Origin of the sequence: Thermus sp. NEB1569 (assembly GCF_022385295.1) — a bacterium.
In the GTDB taxonomy this organism is placed as follows: Bacteria; Deinococcota; Deinococci; order Deinococcales; family Thermaceae; genus Thermus; species Thermus scotoductus.
Genome location: NZ_CP092445.1, coordinates 104,509 through 127,042, shown reverse-complemented (window position 1 = coordinate 127,042; position 22,534 = coordinate 104,509). Strand labels below are relative to the sequence as shown.

The 22,534-nt window shown below is 65.3% G+C and carries 26 protein-coding genes, 2 tRNA genes and 2 pseudogenes; 17 read left to right on the top strand and 13 right to left on the bottom strand.

Annotation, left to right across the window (positions count from 1 at the left end; translation table 11 throughout):
- Positions 1-2: 2 nt before the first annotated feature.
- The gene (locus MI302_RS01185) at positions 3-827 is read right to left on the bottom strand and encodes a DUF4388 domain-containing protein (RefSeq protein ID WP_370687352.1); all 825 of its coding nucleotides are present in this window, start codon (positions 825-827) and stop codon (positions 3-5) included.
- Between the two features lie 94 nt (positions 828-921).
- On the opposite strand from MI302_RS01185, the gene MI302_RS01180 reads away from it, so the two are divergent.
- Both MI302_RS01180 and MI302_RS01175 read left to right on the top strand, forming a co-directional pair.
- A complete protein-coding gene (locus MI302_RS01180; protein ID WP_239725974.1) occupies positions 922-1,620 on the top strand; it encodes a carboxylesterase in 699 nt (232 codons plus the stop codon).
- A gap of 10 nt (positions 1,621-1,630) precedes the next feature.
- Complete coding sequence (locus MI302_RS01175; protein WP_239725973.1) at positions 1,631-2,377, top strand: ZIP family metal transporter; 747 nt, start codon at positions 1,631-1,633, stop codon at positions 2,375-2,377.
- On the opposite strand, the gene MI302_RS01170 is transcribed toward MI302_RS01175, so the two are convergent.
- From MI302_RS01170 to MI302_RS01160, 3 genes are all read right to left on the bottom strand, one after another.
- Complete coding sequence (locus tag MI302_RS01170) at positions 2,330-3,040, bottom strand: DNA/RNA nuclease SfsA (protein WP_239725972.1); 711 nt, start codon at positions 3,038-3,040, stop codon at positions 2,330-2,332. The genes MI302_RS01175 and MI302_RS01170 overlap by 48 nt on opposite strands.
- Positions 3,041-3,076: 36 nt before the next feature.
- Positions 3,077-3,169: transfer RNA gene (locus MI302_RS01165), tRNA-Ser, on the bottom strand.
- 8 nt (positions 3,170-3,177) lie between these two features.
- Positions 3,178-3,268: transfer RNA gene (locus tag MI302_RS01160), tRNA-Ser, on the bottom strand.
- 54 nt (positions 3,269-3,322) lie between these two features.
- Between MI302_RS01160 and MI302_RS12225 the strand changes: the two are divergent.
- Together MI302_RS12225 and MI302_RS01150 are read left to right on the top strand one after the other, a co-directional pair.
- A pseudogene (locus tag MI302_RS12225) lies at positions 3,323-3,707 on the top strand (HEPN domain-containing protein).
- Positions 3,670-4,002 carry a nucleotidyltransferase domain-containing protein gene (locus tag MI302_RS01150; RefSeq protein ID WP_239725971.1) on the top strand — a complete coding sequence of 111 codons (333 nt, stop codon included), beginning with the start codon at positions 3,670-3,672 and terminating at the stop codon, positions 4,000-4,002. The pseudogene MI302_RS12225 and the gene MI302_RS01150 overlap by 38 nt, the downstream one beginning before the upstream one ends.
- A 164-nt stretch (positions 4,003-4,166) precedes the next feature.
- On the opposite strand, the gene MI302_RS01145 is transcribed toward MI302_RS01150, so the two are convergent.
- Positions 4,167-5,603 carry an SWIM zinc finger domain-containing protein gene (locus MI302_RS01145; protein WP_239725970.1) on the bottom strand — a complete coding sequence of 479 codons (1,437 nt, stop codon included), beginning with the start codon at positions 5,601-5,603 and terminating at the stop codon, positions 4,167-4,169.
- A gap of 54 nt (positions 5,604-5,657) precedes the next feature.
- Between MI302_RS01145 and amrB the strand changes: the two are divergent.
- A pseudogene (amrB, locus tag MI302_RS01140) lies at positions 5,658-5,759 on the top strand (AmmeMemoRadiSam system protein B); the annotation flags it as partial.
- Positions 5,760-5,813: 54 nt separating this feature from the next.
- On the opposite strand, the gene MI302_RS01135 reads toward amrB, so the two are convergent.
- The 5 genes from MI302_RS01135 to MI302_RS01115 form a co-directional block, all read right to left on the bottom strand.
- Complete coding sequence (locus MI302_RS01135) at positions 5,814-6,203, bottom strand: hypothetical protein (protein WP_239725969.1); 390 nt, start codon at positions 6,201-6,203, stop codon at positions 5,814-5,816.
- A 75-nt stretch (positions 6,204-6,278) separates the two neighbouring features.
- The gene (locus MI302_RS01130) at positions 6,279-7,028 is read right to left on the bottom strand and encodes an HAD family hydrolase (protein ID WP_239725968.1); all 750 of its coding nucleotides are present in this window, start codon (positions 7,026-7,028) and stop codon (positions 6,279-6,281) included.
- A gap of 13 nt (positions 7,029-7,041) precedes the next feature.
- Positions 7,042-7,425: a glyoxalase/bleomycin resistance/dioxygenase family protein gene (locus MI302_RS01125; protein WP_038028704.1), complete on the bottom strand. Its 384-nt coding sequence runs from the start codon at positions 7,423-7,425 to the stop codon at positions 7,042-7,044.
- Entirely contained in the window at positions 7,422-7,937 is a 516-nt protein-coding gene (locus tag MI302_RS01120) for an LOG family protein (protein ID WP_239725967.1), read from the bottom strand. The genes MI302_RS01125 and MI302_RS01120 overlap by 4 nt, the downstream gene beginning before the upstream one ends.
- A complete protein-coding gene (locus tag MI302_RS01115; protein WP_239725966.1) occupies positions 7,938-8,372 on the bottom strand; it encodes a universal stress protein in 435 nt (144 codons plus the stop codon). It abuts the gene before it with no gap.
- Between the two features lie 46 nt (positions 8,373-8,418).
- On the opposite strand from MI302_RS01115, the gene rlmB reads away from it, so the two are divergent.
- The 5 genes from rlmB to MI302_RS01090 are packed head-to-tail and all read left to right on the top strand — an operon-like array spanning position 8,419 to position 11,544.
- The gene (rlmB, locus tag MI302_RS01110) at positions 8,419-9,135 is read left to right on the top strand and encodes a 23S rRNA (guanosine(2251)-2'-O)-methyltransferase RlmB (RefSeq protein ID WP_239725965.1); all 717 of its coding nucleotides are present in this window, start codon (positions 8,419-8,421) and stop codon (positions 9,133-9,135) included.
- Between the two features lie 4 nt (positions 9,136-9,139).
- Positions 9,140-10,210 (top strand): M20 family metallopeptidase, encoded by a 1,071-nt coding sequence (locus MI302_RS01105; protein WP_239725964.1) that lies wholly within the window; start codon positions 9,140-9,142, stop codon positions 10,208-10,210.
- Entirely contained in the window at positions 10,195-10,431 is a 237-nt protein-coding gene (locus MI302_RS01100) for a hypothetical protein (protein ID WP_038070601.1), read from the top strand. The genes MI302_RS01105 and MI302_RS01100 overlap by 16 nt, the downstream gene beginning before the upstream one ends.
- A complete protein-coding gene (locus tag MI302_RS01095; RefSeq protein WP_019550379.1) occupies positions 10,428-11,336 on the top strand; it encodes a glucokinase in 909 nt (302 codons plus the stop codon). Before MI302_RS01100 ends, MI302_RS01095 begins: the two co-directional genes overlap by 4 nt.
- Entirely contained in the window at positions 11,323-11,544 is a 222-nt protein-coding gene (locus MI302_RS01090) for a DUF2905 domain-containing protein (protein ID WP_038029865.1), read from the top strand. Before MI302_RS01095 ends, MI302_RS01090 begins: the two co-directional genes overlap by 14 nt.
- 217 nt (positions 11,545-11,761) lie before the next feature.
- On the opposite strand, the gene MI302_RS01085 is transcribed toward MI302_RS01090, so the two are convergent.
- Complete coding sequence (locus MI302_RS01085) at positions 11,762-13,492, bottom strand: hypothetical protein (RefSeq protein ID WP_239725963.1); 1,731 nt, start codon at positions 13,490-13,492, stop codon at positions 11,762-11,764.
- A 152-nt stretch (positions 13,493-13,644) separates the two neighbouring features.
- Between MI302_RS01085 and MI302_RS01080 the strand changes: the two genes are divergently transcribed.
- The 4 genes from MI302_RS01080 to MI302_RS01065 are packed head-to-tail and all read left to right on the top strand — an operon-like array spanning position 13,645 to position 18,028.
- Positions 13,645-14,478 (top strand): hypothetical protein, encoded by an 834-nt coding sequence (locus MI302_RS01080; protein WP_038029866.1) that lies wholly within the window; start codon positions 13,645-13,647, stop codon positions 14,476-14,478.
- A gap of 52 nt (positions 14,479-14,530) precedes the next feature.
- Complete coding sequence (locus tag MI302_RS01075; protein WP_015718256.1) at positions 14,531-15,373, top strand: hypothetical protein; 843 nt, start codon at positions 14,531-14,533, stop codon at positions 15,371-15,373.
- Positions 15,370-15,858 (top strand): hypothetical protein, encoded by a 489-nt coding sequence (locus tag MI302_RS01070; protein ID WP_015718257.1) that lies wholly within the window; start codon positions 15,370-15,372, stop codon positions 15,856-15,858. The genes MI302_RS01075 and MI302_RS01070 overlap by 4 nt, the downstream gene beginning before the upstream one ends.
- Before the next feature lies 1 nt (position 15,859).
- Positions 15,860-18,028, top strand: a complete 2,169-nt coding sequence (locus tag MI302_RS01065) for a hypothetical protein (protein ID WP_239725962.1) — start codon at positions 15,860-15,862, stop codon at positions 18,026-18,028.
- On the opposite strand, the gene MI302_RS01060 is transcribed toward MI302_RS01065, so the two are convergent.
- A complete protein-coding gene (locus tag MI302_RS01060) occupies positions 17,936-19,156 on the bottom strand; it encodes an IS256-like element ISTth4 family transposase (RefSeq protein ID WP_054391492.1) in 1,221 nt (406 codons plus the stop codon). The two genes, MI302_RS01065 and MI302_RS01060, sit on opposite strands and share 93 nt — an antisense overlap.
- A gap of 87 nt (positions 19,157-19,243) precedes the next feature.
- Here MI302_RS01060 and MI302_RS01055 point away from each other — a divergent pair, with 87 nt between their 5' ends.
- From MI302_RS01055 to MI302_RS01045, 3 genes are read left to right on the top strand one after another with little or no spacing between them, the layout of a single operon-like run.
- Complete coding sequence (locus MI302_RS01055) at positions 19,244-20,239, top strand: hypothetical protein (RefSeq protein WP_239725961.1); 996 nt, start codon at positions 19,244-19,246, stop codon at positions 20,237-20,239.
- Positions 20,240-20,270: 31 nt separating this feature from the next.
- A complete protein-coding gene (locus tag MI302_RS01050) occupies positions 20,271-21,431 on the top strand; it encodes a hypothetical protein (protein ID WP_239725960.1) in 1,161 nt (386 codons plus the stop codon).
- A 15-nt stretch (positions 21,432-21,446) separates the two neighbouring features.
- The gene (locus MI302_RS01045; protein ID WP_126205284.1) at positions 21,447-21,878 is read left to right on the top strand and encodes a hypothetical protein; all 432 of its coding nucleotides are present in this window, start codon (positions 21,447-21,449) and stop codon (positions 21,876-21,878) included.
- A gap of 39 nt (positions 21,879-21,917) precedes the next feature.
- Here the strand turns inward: MI302_RS01045 and folE are convergent, their stop codons facing one another.
- The gene (folE, locus tag MI302_RS01040) at positions 21,918-22,526 is read right to left on the bottom strand and encodes a GTP cyclohydrolase I FolE (protein ID WP_019550381.1); all 609 of its coding nucleotides are present in this window, start codon (positions 22,524-22,526) and stop codon (positions 21,918-21,920) included.
- Between the last annotated feature and the right edge of the window lie 8 nt (positions 22,527-22,534).

Sequence of the window (22,534 nt, the reverse complement as noted above, 5' to 3'; positions counted from 1 at the left end):
GGCTATACCTCCGGCACCACCTCCACCTTATCCCCCCGCCTGAGGCGGAGGCGCCTGAGATCCTCCTCCAATAGGCCCAGCCGGCCCGGGATGTTGGGCCTGGGCCGCACCTCCATCACCACCTCGGGAGGCCTTAGGCGCAGGCGGAACCCGTGGCGGATGGCCCGGGCCCACTCGGCGTAAAGGGCCTCGTCCACATAGGCCACCCCGGACCCCGGGCCGTAGATGGGAAGGACCAGAAGGGAAGCGGGCGGCACCTCCACCAGGGGGACCGCCTCGAGGGCCCCCATTTGCAAAAGGGTATGCAGGATGCGGGCCAGGCGCAGGGTCCCGGGGGCCAGGAGCACCTCCACGATGCGTTTTCCCTCCACCTGGGCAAGAACCCGCAAGGCCTCGGGGCCAAGTTCCACCGCACCTCCCTTTGCGGGCAGGCGCAGGACATACCCCCAGTCGGCGGGAAGGGCAAGCCCCCGCCACTGAGCCTCGGCCTCGGCCAGGCGAGCAGGCACCGCAAGCCCCCCAAGAAGGGTGGTGTGGGGAGGCGACACCTCGGGCTCAAAGCGGTAGGGAGCCCGTTTGATCCCGGTGAGAAGGTCCAAGGCTTCCTCCCCCTCCAAGACCTTCTCCCCCGAGCGCACCCGGGCATGGACCACCTGGCCGTTTTGCAGGAAGACCTCCCCCTCCAGGTAAGGGGTGCGGAGGAGAAGCCGGCCCGTGCGCCCGGTGCTCATCAAAGCCCCCACCAAAGCCGAGAAGGGAAACTCCGCAAGGTTGCCTTCAAGGTGGCCTGAAGGTTGCCCAGAATGGCCCGGCGGTTGACCCAGCATTCCCCCCCGTTTTACCATGCCACCTCCCAAGCGTCCAGGCGGGGTACCCTGTTGCTTTGCCCGAAGGGCAAACCCATTTGCGTAAGCTAGGGGCATGAACCTCCTCTTGCTTCACGGGTTTACCTCGCATCCCGTCCTCACCCTGGGTCCCTTGCCCCAGGTGTTGCGGGAGGCTGGGTTTCAGGTGAGCCAGCCAGCCCTTCCCGGCCACGGCACCCGGCCGGAGGACCTCCTCAAGGTGCGGTGGCAGGACTGGCTGGAAACAGCCCGGGCTTTTTACCGGGAACTGCCCGAGCCTCGAGGGGTGGTGGGGCTTTCCATGGGAGCCCTGCTTTCCGCCCACCTGGCGGCGGAAACCCCCACCCAGGCCCTGGTGGCCCTGGCCCCGGCCATGGCCCTCAAGCATCCCCTTGCCCCCCTGGCGCCCCTCCTGGCCTGGCTGATCCCCCGCTTTCCCGGCCCCGATTCCATCCAGGACCCCGAGCTCAAGAAGCAAAACCCCAACTACCCCTACTTCCCCACCCGGGCCCTGCTTCAGCTTCTGGCCTTAATGCGCCGCACCCCGGATGTCCTGCCCAAGGTGAAGGCCAACGCCCTGGTGATCGAGGCGGGCCGGGACAAGGTGGTGGACCCCGCCGGGGTGCGGGGCTACCATGCCCTTTTGGGAAGCTCGAGGAAGGAGTACCTGGTCTTTCCCGAAAGCGGACACGACCTTCTTCTGGACCGGGACCGGGAGGCGGTGGCCCTGGCGGTCCGGGATTGGCTTATTGCTAATAGTACTCACTTGCATTAAGATAAAGGCCATGGAGTCTGCCTCCACCTACCCCTGGACCGTCTTTCTATACGCCCTATTCACTGCCATCGCCACGGGCCTGGGAGCCCTGCCCTTCCTCTTCACCCGCCGCATCCTGGCCCACCACCTGGGCCTGGCCAACGCCGCGGCCGCTGGCCTGATGCTCTCGGCCAGCTTCGGCCTCATCTACGAGGGGGTGCACTACCACCTGGGCCGCACCCTCTTGGGGGTGGTCCTGGGTCTTCTTTTCATCCAGCTTTCCCACCGCTTCCTCCATGGCCGGGAAATAAGCTTTGGGAGCCTGAGCGGCCTGGATGCCCGCAAGGCCCTCATGATCGTGGGGATCATGACCCTCCACTCCTTCGCCGAGGGCGTGGGGGTGGGGGTGGCCTTTGGAGGCGGGGAGGCCTTGGGGGTTTTCATCACCCTGGCCATCGCCGTGCACAACATTCCCGAAGGCCTGGCCATCAGCCTGGTTCTGATCCCCAGGGGGGTTAGCGTGCTGGGAGCCGCCCTTTGGAGCATCTTCTCTAGCCTCCCCCAGCCCCTTATGGCCGTGCCCGCCTTCCTCTTCGTGGAGGTCTTCAAGCCCGCCCTGCCGGTGGGCCTGGGCTTCGCCGCCGGAGCCATGATCTGGATGGTGGCGGCGGAGATCCTCCCCGAGGCCCTGAAGGAAGCCAAGGCCGAGTGGGTGGCCACGGTCCTCACCCTAGCCGCGGCCGTGATGGTGGCCTTCCAGATCCTCCTGGGAGGGTAACCAGACCCAGGGAAGCTGCTCCTCCAGGTGGAGGGCCTCGAGGGTCGGCCGCACCCGGTAGGCCAGAAGCTGCACCCCAGCCCGCTTTGCTTCCCGGGCTGCCTGGTAAAGAACCCGGTCCTCAGGGTCGAGGGCAAAGGCCCGGGCCAGGGGATGCTGGACCATCCACACCGCATAGGCCAAGCCCCCGGCCCGGGCAAACCCCGAAAGAAGCCTCAGGTGCCGGGCGCCTCGAGGGGTAGGGGCATCGGGGAAAAGGGCCAGGCCTTCCTCCACCCGGTTGCAGTTCTTGGCTTCCAAAAGGGCTTCTTTCCCCCCAATCCGGGCGGAGAAGTCCAGCCTCTCCCCTTCCAGGCGCACCTCTTTTCGCAAATCCGCAAGGGAGCCGAAAACCCCTTCCCTCAAAAGCAATTCCAGGAGGCGGTTGGCCAAGGAAGCATCCACCCCCACCAGCACGCCCCGGCTCTCCAAAAGAAGAAGCTGCCCCACCGTCTTGGGGGTAGCCCTGGGATGGTAAAAGCAAGGGGTCCCGGGAAGGAGAAGCTCCCCCATCCGCCCGGAGTTGGGAAGGTGCAAGGGCCCCACGTCCGACTCCACCAGGAAGCGGTTTTTCCTCTTCAGGAAACGGCAGGGTTTTAAGGGAGGCAAGGGCAAGGCCAGCATGACCAAAACGTTAGCCCGGTCTAAGACCGGGCTTCCTGGCGGAGAGGGCGGGATTCGAACCCGCGGTACCGGTTTTCCCGGTACAACACCTTAGCAGGGTGCCGCCTTCGACCACTCGGCCACCTCTCCAAGCCTTCTGGCGGAGGGTGAGGGATTCGAACCCCCGGTGGGCCTGAAGCCCACAGCGGTTTTCAAGACCGCCGCCTTCAACCGCTCGGCCAACCCTCCAAGGTATGGCCGCAAGGTTTACTATGCGGCAAGCTCCTCAGGTTGTCAATCGGGATGGGCTATACTGCCTTTGTGGAGCGAAGCCGGGACTTTATCCTTCAAGCAAGGAGGGACTTGGAGCACGCCCGCTTCGCCTTGGAAAAGGGCTTTTACGAGTGGGCCGCCTTCTCCGCCCAACAATCAGCACCTAGGAGCTGTGGCCTGGGGGCACTCGGTGCTGGGTCTTTTGGAGGAGCTGGCCAAGCGGCATCCCGTAAGCGAGTCCCTCCTAGACGCAGCCAGCGAGCTGGATAAGGCCTACATCCCCACCCGTTATCCCGATGCCCTCCCTGAAGGGGCTCCCTTTGAGCGCTACCGGCGCCCCGAGGCCGAGCGGCTTTTGCAGCATACCGAGGAAATCTATGCCTTCTGTCAGGGTCTTCTTCCCTCCATGGACTAAAGAGGAAATCCTAAAGCGCCTGAAGGAGGGGCTTGGGGTGCTAAGGGAAGACCTTCCCCTGCGGCAGGCCTACCTCTTCGGTTCCTGGGCCACAGGTCGGGCGCTACCGGGAAGCGACCTGGACCTCCTCCTCATCTACCAAGGCCCTGCCCGCGGGGACCTTAACCGCCTAGCGCGGAAGGCTTTTAAGGGCCTTCCGGTGGAGCTTCACGCCTACACGGAGGAGGAAGCAAAGGCTTTAGAACCCCTTCTTAGGCAGATGCTGGCCCAGGCCATCCCCCTTCTAGACTCTTAGCGGAGCCAGGCCAGGACAAACCGCGGTTCACCGCCGCCAGAAGATGCCATTCCCAGCCTCCCGGATCAAGCTCCCGCAGGAAGCGGCCCGTAACATGATGGAGAACCACTTCCAAAATGGCAAGCCCCCGGAAGACCTCCACCCAGGGAAAGCGCTGCACAAGGCTATTCTGTCATAGGCCCATGAGGCTTTTCCGAGAGCCAAAAGCTGAGCTCCTCCTTCAGGGCGCGTCGACGGGGATAAGCCTGCAGCAAGGCCAAGGCCGCCTCACGGGCTGCCTTGGGGTCCAGGCGGGAAAGGCGCCCAAGGAGCCTGGCTGCCTCCCGGTAGGCCTTGCGGGTTCCCTTTTCCACCTCGCGCCTTGCCGCCTCCAGGTAAAGCCTCTTGGCCTCCTCGGGAAGTTTCTCCTCCAGGACCTCCGCCAAGGCGGGATAGGCCTCCGGCGGGGCGTTCCTCAACAGGCGGTCCAAGGCCTTCCAATCCTCCTCCAAGAGGTAGATGCGGGCAAGAAGAGCAGGGTCCCGCACCTGCCTGAGAAGAGCCTTGCGCTCCCGGTAAAACTCCCGGCCCAGCTTGGACTTTAGGGCCAGGTAGTCCTCGAGGTTCGGCCTTACCCCAAAGCGGGCCCGGTGGTCCTCCGGGTTCCCCCTATGGGCCACCAACAGGTCCAGAAGGGAAAGGAGCCTGGGGTCTTTCCCAAACCAGTCCCGGGCTTCCTCCGCATACCTTAAGGCCTCCTCCACCCGGCCTAAGGAAAGGAGCCGGTGCACCAGATGGAGGTAGTCCTCCACCCCCTCAAGCCCCTCCCGCAAGGCGGAAAGCCCCTCCTCCACCCGCCCCAGGCGGAAGAGAAGCTCGGCCCTAAGCGCCCGCTTAAGCCCCAAGCCGTTCCCACCCCTTAAAAGGTGAAGGGCCTCCTCCCCCCTTTCCCCCGCCACCTGCAGGAAAGCCTCCCGCAAGGCCTCGGAAGGGTGCCTCAGGTAAAGGTTCAGGAGGAAGGAAAGCCTAGGGGTGAGGGCCAGGTAGCGCTCCAGGGCTACCCGCAAGTAGGGCTCCGGGTCAAAGGGAGCTTCCAATAGCGCCTCCAGATAGGCCTCCACCTCCTCCCTCCCCGCCCGGTCCAAGCGTAGGGACAAGGCCTTGGTTTCCCCCAACCCTCCTCCCAGCCGGAAAGCCCAACGCAGGGCCTTTACCGCCTCCAAGAAGGCCTTCTCCGGGGCCAGGGCCTCCGCCAGATACAAAGCCACATCGGGAATCACGGCGAGTTTCTTCAAAAGGTCCTTGGCCTCCTCGGGCGTCAAAGCCTCAATCAGGGGCGCAAGGTCGGGCACCGTTCCCTCCACGTAGGCATAGAGAAGCGCCGCTGCGTGTTTGCAAGGGAAGTCGGGATAAGGGCAGGTGCACTGGCCCAAAAGCCCGGGACCCACCTCCACCTGGTAGGGGGCTTCCGCCGAACCCTGCACCAGGCCGAAAACCCTCTCCCCTACCCGAAAAACCCGGAGCACCCGGCCCTCCTGGAAGTAGGCCAGTCCCCGCCTGAGGACCTCCGGGGGAAAAAGAGGGGCAAAGTCCTCCTCCTTTTTTGGGGGGAAAGGCAGCACAAGACCAGTTTAAGGCGCAGCAGGAGGAACCCAAGAGGCGTGGTATCATGAAATCGGCCAAAGCTTTTGGCCTACGCCACCAGCGCCGAGGCCTTCGGGGACCAAAGCCGGGTGGTGGGGTACGCTGCCTTAGCCTATCTTGGGGAAGGCCTATGAACCCCTGACCTCAGTGGGCAAGCGGTTGAGGGGGGCCACCTTGGCCTTCCCCACCTAAAGCCTAAAGAGGGGCCGGAACCAGGGAATGGAAAGGAGCACCAGCGCCAGGGCCAGGGCGAAGAGGAGCCGGGCCCGGGGCTTTCCCTTTCGGGCCTGGGAAAGCCCAGCGTGGGCCAGGCCCAAGGCCACAAGCCCCCCCACCCAGTGCTCGGCCACGAAGTAGCGGGCCTCGCTTGGGGTTTGCAGGGTCGCCTCGAGGCTGGCCAAGGCTCCCTGAAAGAGAGGGCTCACAAAGGCCAGCAGGATCCCCAACACCACCTGCAGGGTGAGGGCATGGGCGAAAAAAGCTCCTTCTTTAGCCCCAGGGCGCCAAAGGGCCAGGAAGCCAAAGGCTAGAACGAACCAGCGCACCAGGTTGTGGAGGAAGAGCAAAGCCTCGTACATGGTCCAAGGCTATCCCAGGAAGCCCTTGGCCCACGGAAGGAAATCACAAAGGGTATTAAATGCGGCCAAGGAGGGTCAAGTCTCCAGGAGGGCCAAGGCCTCCCGGAGGTCCTGGACTTCCAGGTGGGCGGGATACCGGGGGTCCTTGGGGCGGTGGCCCCGGTCCACCCACACCGCCCTTATCCCCGCCGAAAGGGCTCCCTTGATGTCCCGCTCGGGGTTATCCCCCACCATCACCGCCTCCTCCTGGCCCACGCCAAAGGCGCAAAGGGCCATGCGGAAGAGCCTGGGGTCGGGTTTGCCAAGCCCCACTTCCCCGGAAACCAAGGTGAGGGGAAAAGCCTCCCCAAGGCCTGCCCCGACGAGCTTCTCCCGCTGCAGGTCGGGCACGCCGTTGGTGAGGAGGACCGGGATGCCCCCCCTGGCTCCAAGGGCCTCCAGAAACTCCGGCACCTCGGGGAAAAGGGGGTAGCGGCGCCGTTCCCAAAAGAAGGCCTCCGCCAACTCCCGCGCCCTTTCCCCTGGACCCCCAAGCTCCAAAAGAGATTCACGGAAAACCCTTTCCCGAAAGGGCCAGGCCCACTCCGCTAGGGCTTCCAGCCCCGGGGTGGAGTAGCGGGCCCAAAGGGCCTCCAGGGCCGAATGGCCGATGCGCTCGGCCCAGGGGTAGAAGGGAGCCTGCCGGAAGAACTCCTCTGCTTTTCTCCGCACCGCCTGGGGTAGCCCCTCCATCCCTGCTTCCTGCCCCAGGCGGCCCAAGATCTCCTCGCTCACCCGGTGGTCCACAAGAAGGGTATCGTCCAGGTCCAAAAGCCAAAGCTTCATGTATCTCCTCGGGTCAGGAATGTTTCTCTGGGGGAAGCTCCCGCACCAAGACCGGGTTCTCCCCCGGGTCAAAGAGGAGGAGGTGCTCCCCTGCCTCGCGAAAGGGAAGGCCGTACTTGGCAAGGCGAAGCTTTTCGTGCTCCAGGTTCTCCACGAAGAACACCAGACGGCCTTCCTCCACCCCCAGCCGGGCAAAACCATGCCCCTCGGGCCGGGGTCGGTTGGGCCCCTGCTCCACTCCCCCGCTTCCAGGGCGCAGGAGGAGGAGGGGCCCCTCGAGGGGAGCCAGAAGGGCCTCCCGTTCCGGGATCAGCTCCTCCAGGGCCAGCCCCAAAGCCTGATAGAAGCTCACGCCCTGGCCCAGATCCGGCACGTACACCACAAGGGTTTCGCTCATAGGCTCCGCAAAAACGCCCGCAAGTCTTCTTCGTCCGCCACCACCTGCAAAAGGGCCAGGTCCTCCGGGGCGATCTCCCCGTGGGCCTTGAGGAGGGAAAGCCAGTAAGGATCCACCGCCAAGGGCCGCCCCAGGCCCCGCCGCAGGTAGAGGAGGTTCCAGGCCAGGGTGAGCTCGGCCAAGGTGCCCACCCCACCCGACAGGGCCAGGTACCCCGCCCCCAGGTCCAAAAGCCTACCGATGCGCTCGGGCAAGGTGGCAGCCGGAAGCTCTAGGTCCACGTAAGGGTTGGGCCCCTGCCTCTCGGGGAAAAGGGCCGGGGCGGTGACCCCCACCACCATGCCCCCCTTGGCCTTCACCCCCCGGGCTAAGGCCTCCATCCCTCCCTGGTAGCCCCCACAGGCCAGGCCGAAGCCCTCCTCGGCCATCACCTCCCCGTAGCGGACCAGCTTGGCGTAAAGGGGGTCCTCCGGGGCGAGGCGAGAGGAGACAAAGGCAGAGACCAAGCGCATCTAGCGGCAGCGCACCACCAGGACGGGAATGGAAACCCGGTGCAGGACCCCCTCCGTTACCGAGCCCAGGAGGAGCTTGTCCAGCCCGGTGCGCCCGTGGGTACCCATGACCAGAAGGTCAAAGCCCTTGGCCGCCTCCACGATGGTGGGTACCGGCACCCCCTCCTTCACCTCCCCCGTGGCCTCCACCCCCTTCTCTTGAGCCAGGCTCAAGGCCTTGGCAATGGCCTCCTCCCCCGCCTTTTTCAGGTCCTCCAAAAGCTCAAGGCCATAAGGAACGCTTTCGGGAACGATCCAGATGGCCTGGGCGGGATTCTCCAGCACGTAGAGGAAGTGAACCTTGGCCCCCAAGGCCTTGGCCAGGGAAAGGCCGTGCTCTAGGGCCTGGAAGCTACAGGGGCTTCCGTCCGTGGGCATCAGGATGGTCTTGTACATGGCTCGCCTCCTTCGCCTTCATGATACCCCGTCGTAAACTCAGGCCATGTGGATCTACGGAAGGAACCCGGTCCTCGAGGCCCTGAAGGAAGGCCGGGTACGGCGGGTTTTGGTGGCCAGAGGGGTGGAGGCCTGGCTCCTAAGGGAATTGGAAAGGCTGGGAGCGGACTACACCTTGGTCCCCAGGATTGAGCTGGATACCCTCTTGCGGACCACCCACCACCAGGGCCTGGCCGCGGAGGTGGAGGAACCCCGCTACGCTCCCCTGGAGGAAGCCTTCCTTCTGGCGGAAGCCCGCAAGGAGCTTCCCCTTCTGGTCTTCCTGGACGGCATCACCGACCCCAGGAACTACGGGGCCATGATCCGAAGCGCCTTGGCCCTAGGAGCCCACGGGGTGGTGTCCGAGGAGCGCCGAAGCGCCCCCCTCTCGCCCCTGGCCCTGAAGGCCAGCGCCGGGGCCGCCTTAAAGCTTCCCGTGGTGAAGGTGAAAAACCTTCCCCGGGCCCTCGAGGAGGTCAAGCAAAAGGGGCTTTGGGTGTACGGCCTGGATGTAAGGGGGGGGAAAACCCCCAAGGAGCTGGACTTCCAAAGGCCCCTGGCCCTGGTGGTGGGCTCGGAAGGGGAAGGGATGCGCCGGTTGGTCAGGGAAAGCTGCGACGAGCTTTTCCGCATCCCCATCCGGGAGGAGGCCGAGTCCCTGAACGCCTCTGTGGCCTTGGGGATAGCCCTCTACATGGCAGCCCTGGGCCGGGGTGTAGGATAGGGTCGTGGACTGGATCCGGCTTCTTTCCCGCCTCCTCCAGGCGGAAAGCCTCCCCGGGCAGGAAGGGGAGGCGGCGGCCCTTCTCCTGGAGGCCCTTAAGGGCATGGGCCTGACGGCCACCCTGGACGAGGCGGGAAACGTGGAGGCCCTTCTGGGGGAGAAGGAACCCGAGGTGGTGCTAACCGGGCACCTGGACGTGGTGCCCGTGGGGGATCCCCTGCACTGGCCCTACCCCCAGGGCACCGTGGCCCAGGAGGCCGTCTGGGGCCGGGGGGCGGTGGACATGAAAGGTCCTTTGGTGGCCATGCTCCTGGCCCTCGAGGCCCTTGCCCAAAGACCCCTCAAGGGACGGGTGCGCTTCCTCGCCACGGTGCAGGAGGAAGTGGGGGGCCTGGGGAGCCGTCATGCCGCAGAAAGGCTTTCCCCCCTGGCCTTCATCCTGGGGGAGCCCTCGGGAAGAAGGCTCATGCGGGGCCACCGGGGCCGGGCGGAGGTCTGGGTTGACTTTGAAGGGGAGGAGGCCCACGCCGCCCTCTCGGGCCCGGAAAACCCTCTCTTCGGCCTCGGGGAGTACCTCCTGGCCCTAAAGGAGCTTCCCCTTTCCCCCGGCCTCAAGCTCACCCCCACCCGGGTGGACACCTACCCCGGGGCCCGGAACCAGACCCCCGGGGTGGTGCGCCTGTACCTGGATGTGCGCTACGAGCCCGAGGCCAACCTGGAAGCTCTTTTGGAAAGGCTCAAGGCCCTGGGGGATGCCTCGGTCTACATTCCCGAGGAGGAACGGGCCTCGGGGGAGGTGCGCCTCGTCATCCCCGCCCTCTGGCCTCCCTACCGCCTGCCGGAGGACCACCCCTTGCTCCTTGCGGCCCTTAAGGCCCTGGGCCAGGAAGGGGCGGGCCTTTGGCCCTTCACCACCGACGCCCCCTATCTGGGCACCAAGGCTCCCGTCATGGGCTACGGCCCGGGGGATCCCTCCTTAGCCCACACCCCCAGGGAGCATATTTCCTTGGCCGAGGTGGAAAGGGCCGCCCAGGACTACGTGCGCCTGGTGGAGGCTTTATGGAACGCCGCTTGATCGCCGGCACCCCCTACCGGAAGCTCCTCACCGCCCCCCGGCCCGTGGCCGAGGGAGTGAAGGCGAGGCTCGAGGCCAGGGGCATCCCCGTCGTCCTGGAAACCCCTTTTTCCGGTCTGCCCGAGGCGGCCTTGGGCACCTACATGGGAGACGTGAACCTCTTTGTGCCCGAGGCCCTTCTGGGGGAAGCGGAAGCAGCCCTGGAGGAGGAGATCCCATGACCGTGGTGGGCCTGGACCTAGGGGGCACCAAGATCGCCGCCGGGGTCTTTGACGGCACGAGGCTTCTTTCCAAGGTGGTCCTTCCCACCCCCGAGGAAGGCGGGATGGCGGTGGTGCAGGCCCTGGCCGAGGCCACCAGGAAGGCGGAGGCGGAGGCTGGGGTGGAGGGTGTGGCCATCGGCCTGGGCACCCCGGGGCCCCTGGACTTTAAGGAGGGGGTGATCCGCTTCACCCCCAACATCCGGGGCCTCGTGAACTTCCCCATCCGCCGCCTTCTGGAGGAGGCCACCAAAAGGCCCGTCCATCTGGAAAACGACGCCAACGCCGCCGCCTTGGCCGAGCACCACCTGGGAGCGGCAAGGGGAGAAGGTAGCTCCCTCTTCCTCACGGTATCCACGGGGATCGGGGGTGGGGTGGTTCTGGGGGGGCGGGTCTTGAGGGGGGAAAGAGGCCAGGGAGGGGAGCTCGGCCACATCACCCTGCTTCCCGGGGGGCCGGTGTGCGGCTGCGGGCTGGAGGGATGCCTCGAGGCCCTGGCGGCGGGCAGGGCCCTGGAGCGGGAAGCCTCCTACGCCTACCACCGCAAGGTGGATACCAAGGAGCTCTTCCAGCTCTTCCAGGAAGGCGAGCCTAGGGCCCGGCGCATCCTCCTTCAGGCAGCCCGCTATGTGGGCATGGGCCTGGCCAGCCTGGTCAAGGCCTTCGACCCCGGGGTGGTGGTGGTGGGCGGGGGACTTGCCCTAAACGCCCCCCAGGCCTACTGGGAAGCCTTGGAGGAAGCCTACCGGCACTACCTGGCGGGCTGGGAGGCTCCCCCCTTGCGCCGGGCTCTTCTGGGAGGGGAGGCTGGGCTCTTGGGTGCCGCCCTCACCGCCTATCTGGAGGTTCGGGATGGAGGTGGGTAAGGCTCTACTTTTCCTGGGAGTTTTGCTGGTCCTTCTTGGCCTGGTGCTCCTCTATTTCCCCAAGCTCTTTTCCTGGTTCGGCCACCTGCCGGGGGACATCCGCATCGAGCGGGAAGGCCTACGGGTGTACATTCCCCTCACCTCGGCCCTGGTTCTTTCCCTTCTTCTCACCCTGCTCTGGAACCTCCTGGGCCTTCTTCGCCGCTAAAACCCACACGTCCACCGGAGCCTTGCCCGAACGGAAGGTGCCCTCGTCCGACCGCGGGCGGTAGGCCCGCAGGGTAAACTCGGCCACCCCCACGCCGGAAAAGCGCAGGTGAAAAGGACCAGGGGGAAGGAGAAGCCGATGGGCAAAGGATCCCTCCAGCCGCAGGTGCCCTTCCCCCCAGGCCCCCCGCACGCTTAAAAGTAGCCCCCAGGAATCCTCAGGAGCATAGGCCTCCCCCAGAAGCTCCAACACCGCCTCCTCCTCCAGGGAGGAAAAGTCCAGGTGCGCCTTCTCCCCCCGGTTCCAGAAGGGCCAGGCCAAACCCCTGCCCCAGGGGGAAGGCGCCTTCGCCCCCTTGCGTGAGCAAGGCGAGTTCCCGTCCCAGCCCTCTTTTGACCCACACCCTTCCCCCGCTTAGAGAAAAGAGGGGGTGTGGGGGAGCTATAATCCCCCGGTTTTCAAACCGGGGATACATGGACTCCCCCACGTCCACCACAGGTGGACACGGATTTGGTACAATGTTCTTGGGGACAAAGTTCCCCGTGGACCTTGAAACTTGGAGTAGGGGGTTCCATCGGGTAGTCCGATGGGTAAAACTCCAAACGAACACCCGTGGCAGAGCCAGAAGCATTGCGCTCGCCTGCCGATACGGAGTCAAGGTCTTTCTGGGCCCGGACGGGGCCTTCGGGGGAAACCCCGAGAAGCCCCGGACTTTAGTCCGGGGAGTCGTCACAAGAGCCTCCCGTAGATGAGGGTTAAGAAGGCTTTCGTAGCTTTCCCCTAAGACTTTTCGGTGCCAAGCCTCCACCTGGCCGCGCCCCGCCAAGGCCAAGGCGGTGGCCGCCCGCTCGTGGAGCTCGTGCCTCCGGCCCGGGGACAGGATGGAATAGAAGAGGCGGCGCTCCGCCTCCCTGGCGAAGCGATACCCTCCCTGGTACACCAGCCACCCCTTGCGCTCCAGCTCCTCCAGGTAAGGTAAGGCTCCGAGGGCATCCAAGACCTGCTCGGGGATGAGGCCGGAGACCACCGAAAGCCGCTCCAAGGCCACCCGGGCCGGCTCGCTCAGCCAGCGGGCCTTAAGGCGAAGCTGGGCCAGGGGGCGCTGGGGGGAAGTGGTGCACGCCAGCCACTCGGGTATCCACTCCGGCTGCCCTCCTGCCAAGAAGTAGGCCCCTGCCGCCTGCTGGAAGGTGTACCCGGCCAAAAGCCCCTCCCGGGCCTCCAGCCAGCTTAAGGGAGCCAGCTCCAGCACCCGCATGCGCTCTGGGGGATAGTGGGCCCTTAGCTCCAGGAAGAAGCGGGGGTCCTCCCCGGGGTCCAGGCTCAGGACCAGAAAAGCCTTGGAGCGCAGGATTTCCCGCACGGGGACCTGAGGGTAAGGGAATTCCAGGTAAACCAGGCCCTCCGGACGCAGGCTCTGGTGAAAGGCCAAGCCCAGGACCCGGGCCAGCTCCCTGGCCAGCTCCCGCTGCCCTGCCCCCAACCTGCCCCGTAAGACCAAAAGAAAAGGAGGGCGCAAGGAAGCCAGCTCCCGCAAAAGCTCCTGGCGCCAGGGAAGGCCAGGAGCAGGCTCATGGCGGGCGCGCACCTCCAAAACCCACTCCTCGAGCCCCCCCACCTCCTCCAATCCCTCCAAGACCTCCCCGTGCCCCGAGGTTTCCAGCCGCAGCCAGGGAGGCAAGACCAGGGGATCCTGCCCCTTGGGAAACACCTCCCGCCCCAAGGCCTGGCCCAGGCGGTGGAGCTCCACCCGCAGGTTCTGCAGGGCCGAGCCGTGGCCGTAGAGGAGGTCAGCCAGGCGGGCCCTCGAGGTGGGTCCCTCGAGGGCCAGGTAATAAAGGAGGGCGAGCCCCTTCCGGGAAAGGCGTACCTCCTTGCCCTGGTAAAGCACCCTCGCCCGGCCACAAAGGGGCAGGGCATAAACGGGATCGTTAAGGGCGCGTTTCAAAGCGTTACCTTCCTTGCCCTCCATACTACCACATCCCTGGAAGGTCCCTAGGCTACGGGTCTTCTTCCTGTAACGCTTCCGTAACGCTCCTTCCCTTAGGGTGAGGGCGTCCTGAGAGGCCACCACCTCGAGGGGCAGATTCGGAGGGAAATATGCGCAAAGGCATTCTGGCAGCAGTATTGGTTTTGGCACCCCTGGCCCTGGCCCAGGCTCCCACCGTGGCCCCCACCAGGGGCAACGGCCCCGACGCCTACGCCAAGGGCGCCGACTCGGCCGCCGTGAACCAGACCATCGAGCTCATCCTCCCCAAGGCCACGGCTTTGCACCTGGACGTGACCACCCTGACCTTTGACCTGACGGGGCTGGACGGGGCCTCCTGGCCCAACTCCACGCCGGACTTCGGCGGGCAGATGGTCTGCGTCTATGGGCTTACAGACAAGGACGTCAAGACCCAGTTGGGAGATAACTTCTACAACCAGGTGCAGACCCTGCCCCTGGGCACCAGCTACGCACCCACCACCTGGCCCAACATCGCCATCAATGGCGGCGGGGCGGTGACTGCCTATCCTCCCATCAAGCTGGATAAGGACGGGGAACTGGTGCCGGGGAGCAAGAACTACTTCGTCTGCTACCGCACCTTCGTTCTGCAGAAGTTCTCCAACGGGAAGCAGTGGCACCTGACCGTGAACCGCAACGACCCCCAAGGAGCCCAGGGCATCCAGCACCTTTACATCCAGGACAACCCCTGCGATACCTTCGGCGCGCCCACGGGGCTTTACGAGCTTCCCAACGGAGCCACCCTGGAACTGGTACCCCGCAACCTGCAGGCCGGCCCCACGGGAACCCGCTCTGGCCAAGACCCCGAGCGATGCGGCTACAAGAGCTGGCTGGACGACCTGGTGGTGGTGGCCGTCAAGGTCAACAGCGACCTCTGGGGCAAGAGCACCGCGAACCTCACCTACACCCTGGCCACGACTGCTTGGTAAGCGACCTTGAAGGCCTGGCCCTAGGGCCAGGCCTTCGCCCTTTCGGTGAACCATGAAACGAATCTTTCCCTTCCTCTTCACCCTGGCCCTCAGCGCCCTGGCCCAAAGCACCCTGGGTGTGGAACCCCCTGTACTCCTCAAGGAAGCCAAGCCAGGGGAGGTCCTCACGCAAACCCTCACGGTCTACAACGTGGGCACCCGCCCGGTACGGGTACGGGCCAGCCTGGGGGACTGGACCTACGATCCCATGGGAAAGATCCAGTTTCTCCCCACGGGCTCGCTAAGGGAAAGCGCAAGCCCATGGGCCACCTTCTCCCCGGCGGAGTTCCTGCTTGAGCCCAAGCAGAGCCGGCCCCTCACCTACACCCTCACCGTGCCCAAGGAGGCCACTCCCGGCACCCACTGGGGCATCCTCTTCCTGGAATCCGAGGATCCCAACCCACCTCCCGGGGTGCCCCTGGCCACCTTCCGGGTGCGCATGGCCCATGTCTTTTACGTGAACATCGCCCCCCTGAGCACCGCCGGGCGCATCACCGGGATCGTGCCCAGTCCCCCCAAGGCCTCCCAGGATCCCTACCGCTTCGCCATCCAGTACCAGAACACCGGCAACACCGCCCAGAAGCTTTCCGGCCGCTTTGAGGTGCGGGATGGCTCGGGGCGCAAGGTGGCGGAGGTGGAGGTGGAGGAGGTGGTGGTCCTGCCGGGTCAGGTGCGCATCCTGCCCGTGACCCTGGTGGGTCCCTTGCCCGTGGGCAACTACACTGCCTTGGCCATCCTCAACTACGGCGACGCCACCAAGGACGTGGCCGCAGACCTTCCCTTTACCCTGCGCACCCCCTTGAGCGCCCCTCCTGCGCCCCCTGCGGACGAGGGGGAGAAAGGAAAGACCCCATGAGAAGTTGGCTAACCGCTTTCCTCTTGCTGGTTACCCCAGCCCTGGCCCAGGCCACCTGGATCGTCCAGACCTTGATCCCCGAAACCATCGCCCTCCGCACCCCCACCACCCAGATTGCCTTTGACCTTCAGGACTACCCCCCCAAGGCCTTCCCCGCCACCTACCCCGCCAGCAACCTGGAAGGGGGCATCCTGCCCGTCCAGGTCTTCTCCAACGCCCCCGGGGTGTGGAGCCTCCTCCTGCAGATTCCGGATCTCAAGGATCAAAACGGGGTTTTGCTTCTGCCTGCCAGGCAGGTCCTCTACCGGGTGAACGGGGGGCTTTGGCTTAGGGCCGACGGCACCCCGCAGATCATCTACACCCAAGCGGGCCCCACGGGGGACTGGCTGGAAATCCACCTGGAGTTTGCCCTCGAGCTTCTCGGCAACGAGCGCGCCGGTAGCTACGTGGTCCAGGCCCTGGTCACCGCCTTGAGGCAACCTTGAGATGAGGCGTTTCCTGGCTCTTTTCCCCCTTCTTTTGGGCCTAGCCTGGGCCCAGGTGCACTTCCTCCCCACCCCTGGCCTCGCCGGGGTCCCGGGGGACTACCTCACCTTAAGCCTGAGGGTGGAGGGAACAGGGTCGGTGCGCTTCCGCCTCTTTCCCCCGGAGGGCTGGCAGGCTCTTTCCCAGGAAAGGCAGGCGGTGCTGGAGGGAAAGGAGGAAACCCTGAGCTTCACCCTAAGGGTGCCGCCTCTGGCTGCAGGCACCCAGGGGAAGGCCTTGGTGGTGGCCTACGAGGGGGAAAAGGAAGTGGCCAGGACCGAGGTGGCGTTAAAGGTGTTGCCCTTAATCCAGGTGGCCCTATCCGCTCCCGCCACCCTCGAGGCCAGCCTGGGAGGACCTTTTGAGTTTCCGGTCTACGTCAGCAACCGCTCCAACCAAAAGGAGGAGTTCCTTCTGCAGGCGGAAGCCGCCATGTTCCAGGTGTTTTTAAACCCTGCTGGCCTGAGCCTGGCTCCCGGGGAAACCGGGGTGGTGCGGGTGCTGGTGAACCCCCAGGGGGAGATCTCCGCCGGATACCGCTTCTACATGAAGCTTCGGGTCACCCCCAGGACCCAGCCCGAGGCCCGCAAGGAAGCGGGGATCATCGTGCTTTTCAAGGACCCCTTGCTGGCAAGGGGCCAAGAGGGCCGGGACCCTGAGCTCACCCTGGGCCTAGGCGTGGCCTTGAGCCTGGGGGCCACCTTGGAACAAGGCCGGCTCCAGGGGCAGGTGGGCTACCTTCTGGCCCCCAGCGTAAGCGGGGCCCTTTCGGACTACGTGACGGCCACCGCCGCCACCAGCCCCTTGACCGGAGACCTCCAAGACCCCCTGCGCCCACCCCAGGCCCTCACCCTAAGCCTCAAGGGCGAGGGCTGGGAGGCCCGGGCCCAAGGGGGGCAGGGAGGCTTCGGCCTGGCCTCCACCTTCCGCCTGGATCCCGTGCGGCTGAGCCTCGAGGGCACCTACCGCCCGGAGGCCCTGGGCCTTAGGGCCAGCGCGGTGAGCCTGGACAAGAACCTGGACCTGCAAGGGGCCCTCTCCACGCAAACCGCCCCCACGGGCCGCCAGGACAACCTCAGCCTGCGCTACCGTCTTCCCCTGGAGGGAGGCTTCAACCTGGGCCTCGGCACCGACCTCAGCGGCCAGACCGGGGAAGGCTACCGCCTTTCCCTGGGCTTGAGCCAAAGCCTCACCTGGCAGACCCAGGACCTAGAGCTAGTCCAGAGTTATGGCGGTGTGCCCCTGGCTGGCCTCCACACCCTGGGCCTGGCGGGAGGCACCCGAAACCTTTACCCCTTGGGCCTTCGTGGAAGCACCAGCTTGCAGCTGGGACCCAGCCAGGGACTCTGGCAAAACCAGCTTACCCTTTACGCCCAGCCGGTGGCCGGGGCCTTCTTAAGCCTTACGGGTAGCTACCGCCAGCAAGGGGAAAACCGGAGCTTCGGCCTGGCCCCAAGCCTCAGCACCACCTTTGGCGAACCCGGGGTGTACGCCGGAAGCCTCAGCCTGGGCTACGGCTTGAACCGCAAGCTTTCCGGGGAGGCCCCGGAGAACCAGGGCTACCAGGCCAGCCTCACCCTGGGTACCCGCGACCTCAGCCTCTCCGGCTACCTGCGCTACCTCCTCCAGGAAAACCCCTTGTGGGAAGGAAGTCTTTTGCTCCGGATGGCCCTGGAGGGAGGGAGCCTCGAGGGGCAGTACCTGATCAAGCGGGGAACGGAACGGGACCTCACCCTCTACGGGGCTGCCTGGAACCAGCTCTGGCCCGGAAGCCTGCAAAGCCGCCTTTTCTACGAGTACCGCCTGGAGGAGGCCACCAGCCAGCGCCTGGGCCTTGCCCTAGCCCAGCGCAACTTCCTGGAAGCCGGCCTCTCCTTGGGAGCCTCCTATACCCTTCTCCTGCAGTCCGGGGAGACCCGCCACGCCTTTAGCCTCAGCCTGGCCTACACCCAAACCTTTACCTTCACCACCCCGAAGGAGATGGTGGACCTCTTTGGCGGCCGCAAGGGTGGTGAGGTGGTGGGCCAGGCGGTCGTGTCAAGAGTTATGTGTAAGAGTCTGTGTACGGGGGGCATACCGCTCCTGAAGCATCTTCTCCAGCACCTCCTTCACCTCCGAGAACCCCTTTAGTTTCCGTTCTGCCCACCTCCCTTCCTGCCTCTCCGACTCCAGGTAAAGAAGCTTGTACACCGCCTCTTCCTTAGGAAACTTGTGGTCCCGCACCTTCGTCCCCCGCCGTAGCTCCCGGATAAACCGCTCCATCAGGTTGGTGCTCCGCAGGTACGGCCAAAGCACCTTGGGGTACCCGTAGAACCGCAGGAAGGCCCCCGAATCCTGTACCCAAAGCCCCACCACCCCCGGGTACCGCGAACCCCAGGCGGCCTTCACCTCCTCCAAGGCCCCAAGAGCTTCTTCCCGGCTCTCCGCCCCGTACACCCGCCTCAGGTCCTCCGCCAGCAGGGCCCGGTCCCGGGAGCGCACCTGGGACAGGCTCCACCGCACCCCGTGCACCACGCACCGCTGCCACTCCGCCTGAGGGTAGACCCTGCGGATCGCCTCGGGAAGCCCGGGCAGCCCGTCGGTGATGAAGAGCAATACCCGCCGCAGGCCCCGCTGCCAAAGCTCCCCCAGGACCCCCTCCCATCCCAGGGCGCTCTCCGTGGGCAACAGCCAAAACCCCAGGACCCGCCTCTCCCCATTAGGGGCGATGCCCAGGGCCACATACACGCTTTCCCGTACGATCCCTTCTCCTTCCCTGAAGACCTTTAGGGAAAGCCCGTCCAGGTAGACGAAGGCCATCTCCTCGGGCAAAGGCCGGGTGCGGAAGGCTCCTGCCGCCTCCAGGACCTCGTCCGTCAGGGCGCTCAGGGTCTCGTGGGAGTAGCGGTGGCCTAAGAGCAGGCTCAGTATCTCGGCCGCCTTGCGCTGACTGACCCCGGCGGCGTAAAGGGCTACCGCCACTTCCCCCACGTCCACCAGGCGGCGGACGTAGGGCTTAAGGAAAGCCGGGTAATACCGAGATTCCCGATCCCTAGGGACCTTCAGGTCCACCTGGCCGAAGGTGGTCTCCAGCTTGCGGGGGTAGTAGCCGTTCCTGCGGCCTCCGTGCACCTGCAAGAAGGCCGTCCGGTCCAGCTCCAGAACCGTCTGCAGAACCTCGGCTACTGTCTCCCGCACCGCTTCCCTCAGCAAGATCCGCAAGGTATCCTGGTCCACGGGGCACCTCCTCGTGCTAAGGTGTGCCCCCCTATTAAACACGGACCCTTACACATAAATCCTTACACGACCGGCCAGGCCTTCCGCGACGAAAACCTGAATGGACGCCTGGATCCCGGAGAGGCACCTTTGACGGACCTCCGGATCTGCCTGGGAAAGACCTGCGAGACCACGGACGCCCAGGGCCGCTACCGCCTTTTCGTGGCCCCAGGCGAAGGTGCCCTCGCCTTCCCCAACCTTCCCGCCACCCTGGCCCTTCTGGGGGAGGAACGGGTACAGGTCACCTTAAACGCCAGCCTGGAGAAGAACCTCCCCTTCGCCCCCGCCACCACCCTGGCCGTTCAGGTGCTGGACGGTGGAAACGAGCAGGGTCTAGCCTTCGCCGGCGTCTGCGCCGAAGGGCTGGTGAAGCGCTGCACCCGGGCGGATGCCAACGGCCGCGCCCTCATCGGGGGGCTTTTCCGGGGGGAGTACCGGGTCTACGCCGACCCCCGCTACCTGCCCGAGGGCTACCGGCAGGAAGGCGGGGTCCAGGCCCAGGTGGATCCCAGCGCACCCCCCAAGGCCATCCAGGTGGTGGCCCTCCCCCCCAAGCGGGAGGTGGAGGTGACCTACACTGCAGGCCGCCTGAGCCTGGTGGCCACCGCCGATCCCACCACCCCCATCGCCGGAGCGGAGGTGGAGGTCAAGGCTTTGGTCCAGGGAGAAGCAGACCAGGTCTTTCTGGACCTGCCCTCGGGACCGGTGCCCCTGGCCCGCCAGGAAGGGAACTACTACACCGCCCGGATACGCCTGACCCTGCCCCCGGGGTTCCACACCCTCTCCGTCAAGGCCAGGGGTCAGGGGGAAGCGGAGGCTCCCCTCTTCCTTCAGGTGGTTTCCGGCTCCCTTTATAGCCCCAGTTCCCTGGAAGGACCCAAGGTGAAGATCGCCCTGCGCTTCCGGGCCACCCAGGTGGCCCTCACGGAAAAGGGCCAAAGCTTCGCCCTAAAGAGCGAAGACGGCTACACCTGGACCGGGGAGGTGCCCTTGAGCCCCGGTCGCTACACCCTTTTGGTGCTGGCCGACGGGGAAAGGCTAGGACAGCTGGACCTGGCCATCCCCTCGGAGAGCGCAAATCATTGAGGTAAAGGATTCAGGAAAGGAGAGAATGGGTATGCGGTATTGGTACGGGATTCTTTTAGCGGTGGGGCTCCTTGGAGCCTGCTCCCAGGCTCCCCAAGGCGTGAAGCCCCAGGTGGCGGTAGGCACCTCGGTGACGGTGGAAAAGACGGCGGTGCCCAAGTTCAAGCGCACTTACCGCTGGACCATGGAGAAGAAGGTGACGGACCCAGCAAGCGGAACCCTTACCCTGGCCTCAGGGCAGTCCTACCTGGTCAAGTATGCGGTATACCTGGTGGGCACGCCCACGGATTCGGACTTCCAAGTGGAGGGCACGGTCACCATCAAGAACACAGGCGGCGTGGATGTCCTCCTGGAAGCTCCCAGCGATACCCTCTCCTCAGGGGAGACCGTGACCCTTAACTGTGGTGTAAGCTTCCCCTACACCCTGCCCGCAGGGCAAACCCTCAGCTGCACCTACAGCCAAGCCCTGCCCAACGGGCAAAGCCGGACCAACACCGCCACGGTGAACTGGACCAGCAACGGGGAAAGCGGCACTGCCTCGGGCCAGGCCAGCTTCGCCTTCACCACGCCCACCCAGGTGGTGGACGGCAGCGTGCAGGTAAGCGACCCCTCGGCCACCCCGGTCAGCGCCATCAGCGGCATCACCCCCGAGGGCGTGATCTCCCAGACCTACTTCTTTGAGCGCTGGGTCAGCTTTGATAAATGCGGGGAGTACCAGGTGGACAACACCGCCACCTTCACCACCTCCACCACCCAGACCCAGGGTTCCGCCTCGGCCACGGTAAAGGTTTCCGTACCCTGTGCGGGTGGGTGCACCTTAACCCAGGGCTACTGGAAGACCCATTCCCGCTATGGCCCCGCTCCCTACGACGACACCTGGGCAAAGATAGGCGAGGATACTCCCTTCTTCATTTCTAGCCAGAGCTATCACCAGGTTCTCTGGACCTCACCCAGGGGGAATGCCTACTACGTCCTGGCCCATCAGTACATCGCCGCCAAACTGAACACCCTGAACGGAGCCTCCACCACCCCTGAGGTGGATGCGGCCCTGGCCTGGGCGGAAGGCTTCTTCGGCACCTATAAGCCCACCGACTCCCTGAGCAAGACCTTGGCCAACCAGGCCAAGGGGTACGCAGCCACCTTGGACAGCTACAACAACGGCCTCATCGGCCCCGGTCATTGCTCAGAGTAAAACCCTGGAGGAAGCATGAAAAAGATCGGCTGGCTCTTGCTCCTCGCCCTTGCGGCCTGCTCGGCCCCTCAGGGCATCAAGACCACGGGGAAGCTGCGCATCCAAAGCGTCCAGCCCGATGTGGTCTCCGGGTGCACCGTGCGGGCCGGGGATTGGATGGCCCTTAAGGGCAACACCTTTGGCACGCAGGAGGAATGGGATGCCGGCATCAACCGGGCCCTGTTTCCCCCGGATCCAGGCCTGCCCGCGGAAAACCCCGAGATCACCCAGGCTGAGAATCCTGCCACCTTGATGTTCCGCGTGCCCGTGGGAGCGGAAAGCGGCATTCTGAGGATCTACGTGGAAGGCGTGGGGGATGCGGAAATCCCCATTGTGGTGGGAGGCATCTCCCCTGAGATGGCGGTGCCGGGGTGCGAGGTGCCTGCGCCTCCGCAAAACCCTGACTAGAAGCACCGGACCAAGCCCCCCTGCCTAGGCGGGGGGGGTTCACTTTAGGTGGCTCAGGAACTCCTCCCGGGTCTTCTGGCTTTCCCGGAAGACCCCCAGCATGGCGCTGGTGGTGGTGCGGGAGTGCTGCTTCTCCACCCCCCGCATCATCATGCAGAGGTGGACCCCCTCCACCACCACCCCCACCCCCTGGGGCTCGAGGATCTCCTGGACGGCCTCGGCGATCTGCACCGCCAGGCGTTCCTGCACCTGCAGCCTTCTCGCAAACATGTCCACGATGCGGGCGAACTTGGAAAGGCCCAGGATCTTCTCGCCCGGGATATAGCCGATGTGCACCTGGCCGAAGAAGGGCAGGAGATGGTGCTCGCACATGGAGTAGAACTCTATGCCCTTCACCACCACCATCTCGCTCCCCTCGGCGGGGAAGAGGGCCCCGTTGACGATGGCCTTCAGGTCCTGGCGGTAGCCCCGGGTGAGGAAGGCCCAGGCCTTGGCCACCCGCTCGGGGGTTTTCAGGAGGCCTTCCCGGCTGGGATCCTCCCCGATGACCTCCAGCCATTCCGCTGCCAGGCGCTTCAGGCGCCCCAGGTCCACGTGGGTTTCAAAGGTAAGACCCGTATCCTCGAGCTCCACCATCTTGCGCTCCATCTTGCCAC

Coding starts and splice junctions, on each gene's coding strand:
- MI302_RS01080 (WP_038029866.1), top strand. CDS start 13,645: ATGCGCAAAGGCATTCTGGCAGCAGTATTGGTTTTGGCACCCCTGGCC.
- MI302_RS01120 (WP_239725967.1), bottom strand. CDS start 7,937: ATGCGCTTGGTCTCTGCCTTTGTCTCCTCTCGCCTCGCCCCGGAGGAC.
- MI302_RS01170 (WP_239725972.1), bottom strand. CDS start 3,040: ATGCTGGCCTTGCCCTTGCCTCCCTTAAAACCCTGCCGTTTCCTGAAG.
- folE (WP_019550381.1), bottom strand. CDS start 22,526: ATGGAGCGCAAGATGGTGGAGCTCGAGGATACGGGTCTTACCTTTGAA.
- MI302_RS01065 (WP_239725962.1), top strand. CDS start 15,860: ATGAGGCGTTTCCTGGCTCTTTTCCCCCTTCTTTTGGGCCTAGCCTGG.
- MI302_RS01115 (WP_239725966.1), bottom strand. CDS start 8,372: ATGTACAAGACCATCCTGATGCCCACGGACGGAAGCCCCTGTAGCTTC.
- MI302_RS01090 (WP_038029865.1), top strand. CDS start 11,323: ATGGAGGTGGGTAAGGCTCTACTTTTCCTGGGAGTTTTGCTGGTCCTT.
- MI302_RS01180 (WP_239725974.1), top strand. CDS start 922: ATGAACCTCCTCTTGCTTCACGGGTTTACCTCGCATCCCGTCCTCACC.
- MI302_RS01130 (WP_239725968.1), bottom strand. CDS start 7,028: ATGAAGCTTTGGCTTTTGGACCTGGACGATACCCTTCTTGTGGACCAC.
- MI302_RS01125 (WP_038028704.1), bottom strand. CDS start 7,425: ATGAGCGAAACCCTTGTGGTGTACGTGCCGGATCTGGGCCAGGGCGTG.
- MI302_RS01185 (WP_370687352.1), bottom strand. CDS start 827: ATGCTGGGTCAACCGCCGGGCCATTCTGGGCAACCTTCAGGCCACCTT.
- MI302_RS01100 (WP_038070601.1), top strand. CDS start 10,195: ATGGAACGCCGCTTGATCGCCGGCACCCCCTACCGGAAGCTCCTCACC.
- MI302_RS01070 (WP_015718257.1), top strand. CDS start 15,370: ATGAGAAGTTGGCTAACCGCTTTCCTCTTGCTGGTTACCCCAGCCCTG.
- MI302_RS01045 (WP_126205284.1), top strand. CDS start 21,447: ATGAAAAAGATCGGCTGGCTCTTGCTCCTCGCCCTTGCGGCCTGCTCG.
- rlmB (WP_239725965.1), top strand. CDS start 8,419: ATGTGGATCTACGGAAGGAACCCGGTCCTCGAGGCCCTGAAGGAAGGC.
- MI302_RS01050 (WP_239725960.1), top strand. CDS start 20,271: ATGCGGTATTGGTACGGGATTCTTTTAGCGGTGGGGCTCCTTGGAGCC.
- MI302_RS01075 (WP_015718256.1), top strand. CDS start 14,531: ATGAAACGAATCTTTCCCTTCCTCTTCACCCTGGCCCTCAGCGCCCTG.
- MI302_RS01135 (WP_239725969.1), bottom strand. CDS start 6,203: ATGTACGAGGCTTTGCTCTTCCTCCACAACCTGGTGCGCTGGTTCGTT.
- MI302_RS01150 (WP_239725971.1), top strand. CDS start 3,670: ATGCCTTCTGTCAGGGTCTTCTTCCCTCCATGGACTAAAGAGGAAATC.
- MI302_RS01095 (WP_019550379.1), top strand. CDS start 10,428: ATGACCGTGGTGGGCCTGGACCTAGGGGGCACCAAGATCGCCGCCGGG.
- MI302_RS01175 (WP_239725973.1), top strand. CDS start 1,631: ATGGAGTCTGCCTCCACCTACCCCTGGACCGTCTTTCTATACGCCCTA.